Annotated in this window: 7 protein-coding genes; 1 reads left to right on the top strand and 6 read right to left on the bottom strand. The window is 59.3% G+C overall.

What is annotated here, in order from left to right:
• Window positions 1–14 precede the first annotated feature (14 nt).
• Entirely contained in the window at window positions 15–2006 is a 1992-nt protein-coding gene (locus PI87_RS27885) for a ParB/RepB/Spo0J family partition protein (RefSeq protein ID WP_039601001.1), read from the bottom strand.
• A gap of 70 nt (window positions 2007–2076) precedes the next feature.
• Complete coding sequence (locus PI87_RS27880; RefSeq protein ID WP_039601000.1) at window positions 2077–2904, bottom strand: DUF932 domain-containing protein; 828 nt, start codon at window positions 2902–2904, stop codon at window positions 2077–2079.
• Window positions 2905–3509: 605 nt separating this feature from the next.
• Between PI87_RS27880 and PI87_RS27875 the strand changes: the two genes are divergently transcribed.
• The gene (locus PI87_RS27875) at window positions 3510–3899 is read left to right on the top strand and encodes an HU family DNA-binding protein (protein WP_039600999.1); all 390 of its coding nucleotides are present in this window, start codon (window positions 3510–3512) and stop codon (window positions 3897–3899) included.
• 217 nt (window positions 3900–4116) lie between these two features.
• Here PI87_RS27875 and PI87_RS27870 read toward each other — a convergent pair whose 3' ends face one another.
• From PI87_RS27870 to PI87_RS27860, 4 genes are all read right to left on the bottom strand, one after another.
• Window positions 4117–4860, bottom strand: a complete 744-nt coding sequence (locus tag PI87_RS27870) for a GGDEF domain-containing protein (RefSeq protein ID WP_232314119.1) — start codon at window positions 4858–4860, stop codon at window positions 4117–4119.
• Between the two features lie 30 nt (window positions 4861–4890).
• Entirely contained in the window at window positions 4891–5259 is a 369-nt protein-coding gene (locus PI87_RS29805) for a hypothetical protein (protein WP_232314118.1), read from the bottom strand.
• 389 nt (window positions 5260–5648) lie between these two features.
• The gene (locus PI87_RS27865) at window positions 5649–6524 is read right to left on the bottom strand and encodes a nucleotidyl transferase AbiEii/AbiGii toxin family protein (protein WP_039600998.1); all 876 of its coding nucleotides are present in this window, start codon (window positions 6522–6524) and stop codon (window positions 5649–5651) included.
• 8 nt (window positions 6525–6532) lie between these two features.
• Window positions 6533–7375, bottom strand: a complete 843-nt coding sequence (locus tag PI87_RS27860) for a type IV toxin-antitoxin system AbiEi family antitoxin domain-containing protein (RefSeq protein ID WP_052321815.1) — start codon at window positions 7373–7375, stop codon at window positions 6533–6535.
• Window positions 7376–7626: the final 251 nt, after the last annotated feature.

Here is a 7626-nt window from a genome sequence, read left to right as displayed (position 1 = left end):
GAATCGAGGCAGGGTCACACCTCCGGTTCGTCCGGCCGGCCCTCCAGCACCGTGGGGTCATCCGCGTCGCCATTTCTGAAGAACTCAGGCATCCAGCCGGTGCCCTCGGCCAGCCGTTCGGCTTCGCTGGCGATGTCACCCTTCTTGAGCTTGGACAGCCGAGTCACGTGCGACGGCGCAAACTGTGCCACCGCCTCCAAGATCACGGCCTTGGGCACATGCTTGAAGTAGCCTTCGGCGGTTGGCTTCCACCATGTGGCCATGTCCAGCCCCAATGCCTGCGCCAATTCAGCACCAGGCTGGCGCTGCGTAGCGCGAGGCGTCACCACATCTACGGTGGCGGCGACACACACGGCCAGCAGTTGCATCAGTTCACCCTGCTCCATCGCGAGCAACGTAGCAAACAATGCAACGCCGTCCTGCGGCAACTTCTTCACCCACGCCTGCTGCACTTCGCGCAGCGCCTCGGCAGTGGATGATTCGGGCCAATCGGGAGCCACGTTTTCCAACCGGTTCTGCACGGTCAGGCGCACACCAAGCGGCAGCCTGTCCGCATAGGCGTTGGGTTGCAAGACGGCCTGCACCATGTCGTGCACCAGCGCGGCCAACGCCACTTGCGGATGCTTCGCAACTTCAATTTGAAGCGCCGCTGTGCGGTGCCCGCTCAATCGTTGCGCCAACCGGTCGGACAGATTGGCGGTCTTTTGCGGTTCCGCGCCCTCGCCTTCCTCGTCGTTCGGGCCCTCCATCTCTGCGCCACCGAGGCGCAGTCGCGTCAACGTGCGCAGCGCTTTTGCTTCCGCTTCGCGCAGCAGACCGCGATGAATCAGCGCTTCGCCCTCACTGTCGATAGTGACAATGACGCCAGCCACAGCACGCACGTCCGGGGCGTAGCCCTGCAAGGCTTCCTCAGCGGCTCGCAGCCCTGCCGCCAATGCCTCGCGCCGCCGATCCAGTGCCACAGCCTTGTCTTCGTCCTCAGCGTCGTAGGCCGCCTCCAGTTCGGCATCAATCTTTTCGAGCCGGGAATACAGTGAAGCGATGCGGCGCACCTCGCGAGCAGTAGGCTCGCGGCGCTGGCGCGGTGCATTCTGGAATGCCTGACGCTCGGCATGACTCAAGTGCGGAACCGTCTCCACCCATGCCCAGCCTTCGGCACGCACCTGTTCAGAAAACGTGTCCAGCTTCCCGCGCACCAGCTCTTCCAGCAGCGCGAAATCAGCCAAGTAGATACCGCTGTCGTCCTCGGCAAAGAGGTCACGACGAATACCACCACCCGCCGATGTGTAGGTATCCAGCCCGACGAAGCGTACCTGCGGATGTGTGGCGTCAATCTCGCGTTCGGTCAGGCGTTCACGCAACACCGATGCACCGCACTGCCATTCCGGCGCGCCGTAGAACGCGGCCTCTTGTGCGGCATGATCGTCGGTGATGGTCAGGGCCATCAACTGTTCCAGCGTCACGTCACCTTCCCGATAGTCGGTCATCAAGCGCGGCGAGACATTGGCAAGTTTGAGACGCCGCTGCACGACCAGCGGCGACACGCCGAAATCCGCAGCAATGTCCTCGACGGGGCGGCCATCCTTAACCAGCGCGGCGAACGCCTCGAACTGGTCGGCCGGGTGCATGGCCTCGCGCAGCACGTTTTCGGCAAGGCTGGCCGTGCGGGCCGATGCATCGGGCACCAGCAAGCACGGCACTTCGTAGTCGCTGGTGATGCGCTTCTTCTTCGCCAGCAGTTTCAAGGCGGTGAGACGCCGATCACCGGCCACCACTTCGTAGTGCTCACCATCGGCAGCGAGGATAACGATGAGGTTTTGCAGCAAACCCACGCGGGAAATGCTTGCGGCCAGTTCAGGGATGGACATGCGCGGCGTCGTGCGCACGTTGTGCTTGGAGCGGCGCGGCAAGAGGCGCGAGAGCGGAACCAGAATCAGATTCTTGGCCGGGTCAGCCACTTCCAGCGGGGCAGCCATCCGGGCGTCAAGTTGAGTAACGGCGTTCATGGTGTAACTCCAATCGAAAGTCGAGCAATGCGAGAGGCATGGAGGGGCGGCGTGCCGCTCCGCGTGGGCGTCAGGCTTTGAGGCGACGCATGCCATCGGCGAGGAGCCACAAGGCACGATTCAGGCGCACGTTCTGGTCGATGCCCTGCACGGGGCGGGTACGCTGGCGGCGACCGTTGGTGCTACGGCCAGCTAGGCCGCCTTGCACGAGGTTTTCCTGCGTGCGGTTGAACACGCTCCACAAGTCGGATCGATCGTCGTCGAGGCGACGCGGGGCGAGCACCTGTGTTTCTGTGATCGGCGCGGGCTTACTAGGGCCGTCGTACTTGAGTGCTAGCGCGGCACGGGCGAACACTTCCGACTCTCCGGCATCCAGCGTGATGGCATGCATGGCGTCACGGGATGCCTCCAAGCTCTGGAAGCCGCGCAGCACTTCGTAGGCCCCTTCAATCACCTGCCCTGCCACGTCGCCCTTGTGCGGCACGCGCACATCCGCCACGGTGTCGCCGCAAACAAGGCCGTTCTTGCAGACGAAGCGAAACATGCCCGCCAGCATCTGGTAGCTGCTGGTGCCGTCGTGAGAGTTGAGCAGGATGATTTCGTTGGCCTCGCTGCCGTTGATCTGGCTGGCATGGCGCAGCCGGATCATGTGCTTGGTGAAGTCGCGACGGTCCTCCTGCCGCACGCGGGTCTGCGTCACCATGAAAGGCTGAAAGCCTTCCTTGCGCAGCTCGGTCAGCACAGCAGCAGTCGGGATATAGCTGTACCGCTCCGAACGGCTTGCGTGCTTGGCCTCCGCGAAGATGGAAGGCGCTACCTCTCGAATCTGGTCATCCGCAAGCGGATATTCCGAGCGCAGCACGGGGGATTGGGATGCGAAACGGGATGCGAGTTGCATGGTGCGTTCTCCTGACGAGGATTGGCTGTCGAATTGCCACCACCGGATTCCTAGATTCGGAGCCCGCTTTTGCGGTATTCCGGTGGGGTCGGCGCAGAGACCTGGGCCGGCCTCGTTGCCACCGTCTTTCCTGAGTTCATCGCCCGCGGCGGTCAGGAGCGCGCGGACGGGTGCCGTCAAGGAGAAAAGCGTCGGGTTGGTGCGGCCCGCAGGCGCAGCCGAGGACACGGCCCGGCGCGCCTTGACGGCGCACGGCCGCGGGCTACAGTCGCGGACAAGGTGATGAGCGAAGGAAGACGGCTGGACAGGCAACCGGCCGCAGTTGGCGCGGACTCCACGCAAGCGAAGCGCGCAGGCCCGGATCAGGGAGCCGGGCCGAAGGCGTCAGCGATGAACGCCCGGATGGGACAAGACTCGTGCCAGCGAGGCTCGATGCAAAGCACGACAGCGCGGCCCGGCTTTGCTGGGCGACGCTCAATTCCTTGATTGCACTCACAACAACCGTTGACCACCGTTGCGCGAGCTTTGCTATGCTTGAACGGCGCAACATTGCGCATTCTTTCGCAATCCCTGGATGGTCAACGTCTCAGAACCCTACACACTCCATGGCGACGAAAACCAAGACCGCAGTAAAGAAAGCCGCACCGGCCAAGAAGGCAGCCGCTACCGCGCTGGCCATCAAACCGTTGAAGGACACCTTCACCAAGTCCAGCCTGGTGAGCCACCTCGTCGAGCAGGCCGAAGTCGATGCCAAGTCCGTCAAGGCCGTGCTCCAACATCTGGAGAACACCATCCTGGGCGCACTGCACAAAAAAGGCGCGGGAGAGTTCACGCTGCCGGGCCTGTTCAAGGTGACTTCGGTGAAGGTGCCAGCGACCAAACGCCGCTTCGGCAAAAACCCCTTCACGGGGCTAGAGCAGTGGTTCGAGGCCAAGCCGGCTAGCGTGCGCGTCAAGGTACGGCCGTTGAAGAAGGTCAAGGACGCTGCGCAATAATCTCGCTTCGATGTCGACAATGCAAAAAGAGAGGCCCAGCCTCCCTAAATTGCTAACAAAGCCCGCTTCAAGCGGGCTTTGTTCATTGCCCTTGTAGGCAGGACGCACTACTCTGCCGCCCGCTCTCCGCACATCAGATTTCAGCCGGCGGCATCATCTCGGACGGTGGCGCCCCACCCGATTCGCCAGGCAACGCGCGCCTCAGCAATTGCCTCCATCATGGGGAGGGCACGGGACACGCTCTCAGAAGGTTACGCCCGCTCTCCTTCGCCGCATAACAAGCACTGTCAGCTGCCTGTATCCAAGTATCCAACGCCGCGCCCTTCCGATCACTCCAAGCAACACCAATGCTCACCGTGATGCTGACCTGCTTGCCGTCGATCACAATGGACATCACCTCGATACGCTTGCGAAGCCGCTCAGCGACCGCACCCGCCACTTTCTCGCTGACGTTGGGAAGAAAAAGCACGAACTCTTCGCCACCGTACCGCGCGAAAACATCCCCCTCCCGCAACGCATCTCGGACCGTTTTGGCAATCGACGCCAGTACTTGGTCACCCACAGGATGTCCGAACCGGTCGTTGATCTGCTTGAAGTGATCTACATCCAGAATCGCGAGAGCACTGTTTGCGAGTGGCGTGGCTGGAATACGGCCGAAGAACCATCGACGGTTGCCAACGCCCGTCAACGGATCGGTATCCGCAGCAAGCTGAAGACCGGCCTCATGACGCTCCCTGACCAGTGTCACGACCAATAGCGCAATCACGAAATTGAAGAAGATCTGAAGGAAAAAAGCAGTCGCGAAGTCGAACGCCGATGGAATATCGAAGACGATGCAGACCAAGCGCACGGCATAGATCGCCGCGCTTATCAGAAGACATGCCGCCAATGGCCGGCGCGTCGGCAGCGGCTCGCTATGCCGGTCCAGCCAGATTTCGGCTGCTGATGCCACAAGAAACATCACCGCAGTCAGATGAAAAACGCTCGCCCGCTAGGCGTTGATGAGCGGGAAGCCCGACACGATGCCAATCACAAACCATGCCGCCGGCACAAGTGCAACGATCCAGTAGAGACTGCGGCGGCGGCCACTTAAACGACGCATGCCATCCCAGAGCAGCGGATAGGCGACCGTCCCCAAAAGGATACTTAGGTGCGTCCACAGCCAATATGGTAAGGCGGCCTTTTCCCCGAACGCAGCCAGTGCCGCACCGATTGCCAAAGCGATGAACGCAACAGCGAGCCGGCCCAAACCCATGGGGCGCGGCGAACGCCGCCGGCTATACAAGATGGCTGCAGCGCCAGCAATCAACGAGGTGTCGTGGAGAAGGATGACGGTGGCTAGATCGAACGTCAGGTGCATACGGCCTCTTCGGTTTCCAGTATTCGAATTATCGAAGAAGCGTTTTCCATAAAAGATGACTGGCGCGATTGGGACTTGCCCTCAGCCTAGTGTCTCGCCATGCTCGTAGCAGACGCCTGTAAGTGATTGTCGGACTTGGTAGCCACGCCGAGGGCGTCAGCGATGGACGCCCGAATGGGACGAGCCCCGTGGAGCGAGGCTCGATGCAAAACACGACAGTGCGGTCCGACTTCCCCGAGCGACGAGCAATTCAGCGATGACTCATTTCGAAGAAGCGGCCGGTTGCCCAATGCTGGCTAGATGCCCGTGTCACGTATGGCTCCCACTTCTTCAGCACTCGTACCCACAAAGCTCGTTGGCTTAGCGTTAGTGGATGTCGATTCCGAGGCCTATTTGTTGAGCCAAGGTAACGCCTCATAGAAGACCTTGACGACTCCAAACGCTTCATCGAAATCCGGCAAGTCTCCGTCAATCTCATCTTTCAAAGCTTGGTATCGCACCTTGCACTTGTTGTAGATATCTTGGTGGCTCATCGATGAGCGGTCTATGTCGAGCCCCCTGGACTTGGCTTTGTCGATCAACAGCTGAAGCAGGTGCTCCTGTTGCTCAAAACTCAAGGGATGACTTCTAAGCAAGGCGTGAAGATCAAAGATGTCTTGACCTCGAGGCGAGCCTCGAACCCGCCCCCCTTCGACATTGGCTTGCTGCAAGATCGCCCGCAGCTTTTCTGCCATGAAGGTGAGTTGGCCATAGGCAGCCAATGGCTCATCTCCACCTGCTTCAATGGTCGAGATATCTCCGACCAGTTCATTGAAACTGTAGTCGATCTGCACAACATTGGCGGCCTGCCCAGCCGCCAACCTAGTCATCATGTTCCTATTCGATTTCAAGGCATAAGCTACTCGGAGATGGAGGGTCTGATAATTGCCCTCTATGCCGGGCCGCAATTCATGTCCTTGGATTCGGCAAGCTATCCCGTAGGGAAGCTCCTCCGCAGCAAGATTGATAGCCTGAGCCAGGTTGGACAAGAAGGTGTCCTGGCCGGCCATGAACTCCTTGTAGTGTTTCTGCGAGGAGAAATCGATGTCCCTTGTGAATCGACCGGTGTGGTAAAGGATGGCAGCTAGGATACCTCCCTTCATGACCATCTCCGGCCTTAGCTCATGGTGTGATGCTATGGCACTGAGAATAATGTGAACGACGCTACGGAAGGTCTTTTGGACATTGTCGTTGGCCCCGTGCACCCATGCTTCGAGTTCTGTCATCGATATGGTCAGACACTGAGGTTGATGGAAAGGCACCACTTCTCAGAAAACTGCGGCCAGAACGGCGCTCCGGGGTCCAGAACACGAGAGCCACCGCGCTGAGCAAAGGAGACCCACTGGTCGATCCTGTCGTAATGAATGCCACAGCGCTCATCAAGAATGTAGCCCGCCCGAACCTTATCAATCGGCTCTCCGTGGCGATCAATCTCATTCAGGATGAGTCGTAGATAGGATGGCGCGTTGCTCTCAAAGACATTGATGACGTGACTCATACCGCCACACAGATCTGGCTTCCGAAGCATGTCGAGAAACGTCCGTCCGATGCTCGCAACACGAACAGGGCGATCGCTGACCTTGACATAGGCGCCGGGGTCAACATGTTTCGTGGCATAGGTATGGACAGGCTCTCTGTTTAGAGAAGAAAGCGCATGCCTTGCGAGGAGCGGAAAGCCTGCACGCACGTAACGATCCAAGTCTTCACCTAAGTCTTTTCGCTGCTTTTCGGCAGCACGCTCTCGCCATAGCGCGGCGGTGGGAGTCGTCAGGAAAAGCGTCTTCGCAAATCGATCCGTGAGGCCGTGGTATGCCATGGCGGAGAGATGAGAGACATAGCAGAACGGATCGATGCCGCAGGCTAAGTCCACAGCCTCTTGGTGTGGGGACGAGACTAGAAGACATGTATCCCGAGGTAGATCTCGCCGCTCTTCAAGAATGCCGCTTTCCATCAAGGCGTTCTTGTAACGGTGGATATTGCTGCGGCTCGGCAAGTCTGCTGTCAGCTTCTTGATCTTCTGCCCAGCGTATTCTTTTGCTGTGTAGATCTGAAGCGTGGCTACACCGAGGTCATACATAGTGACCACTGGCGAAGAGTGCTCCTTAAGCAACTTAAATGTGAGCGCGCCAGCAACGGAAAGCTGTCTATGGATCACTAGTGAAAAGTTTTGCGCCTTTGATTAGACTAGCGTCCTTAGGACGCTAGTCTAATCATGAGCGCGCTTTTTCGTTTTGTCAACTCTCAGCGCAAGCAAAATTCTGCCGGAAGTTCTTATGATTTCTCACTATCCCTACCTTGATTTTTTCTTGCCTGCCAGCTACACTGCGT

The organism is Ralstonia sp. A12, assembly GCF_000801955.1.
GTDB lineage: Bacteria > Pseudomonadota > Gammaproteobacteria > Burkholderiales > Burkholderiaceae > Ralstonia.
The sequence above is the reverse complement of the archived record's forward strand: the minus strand, read 5'-3'. Positions and strand labels throughout refer to the sequence as shown.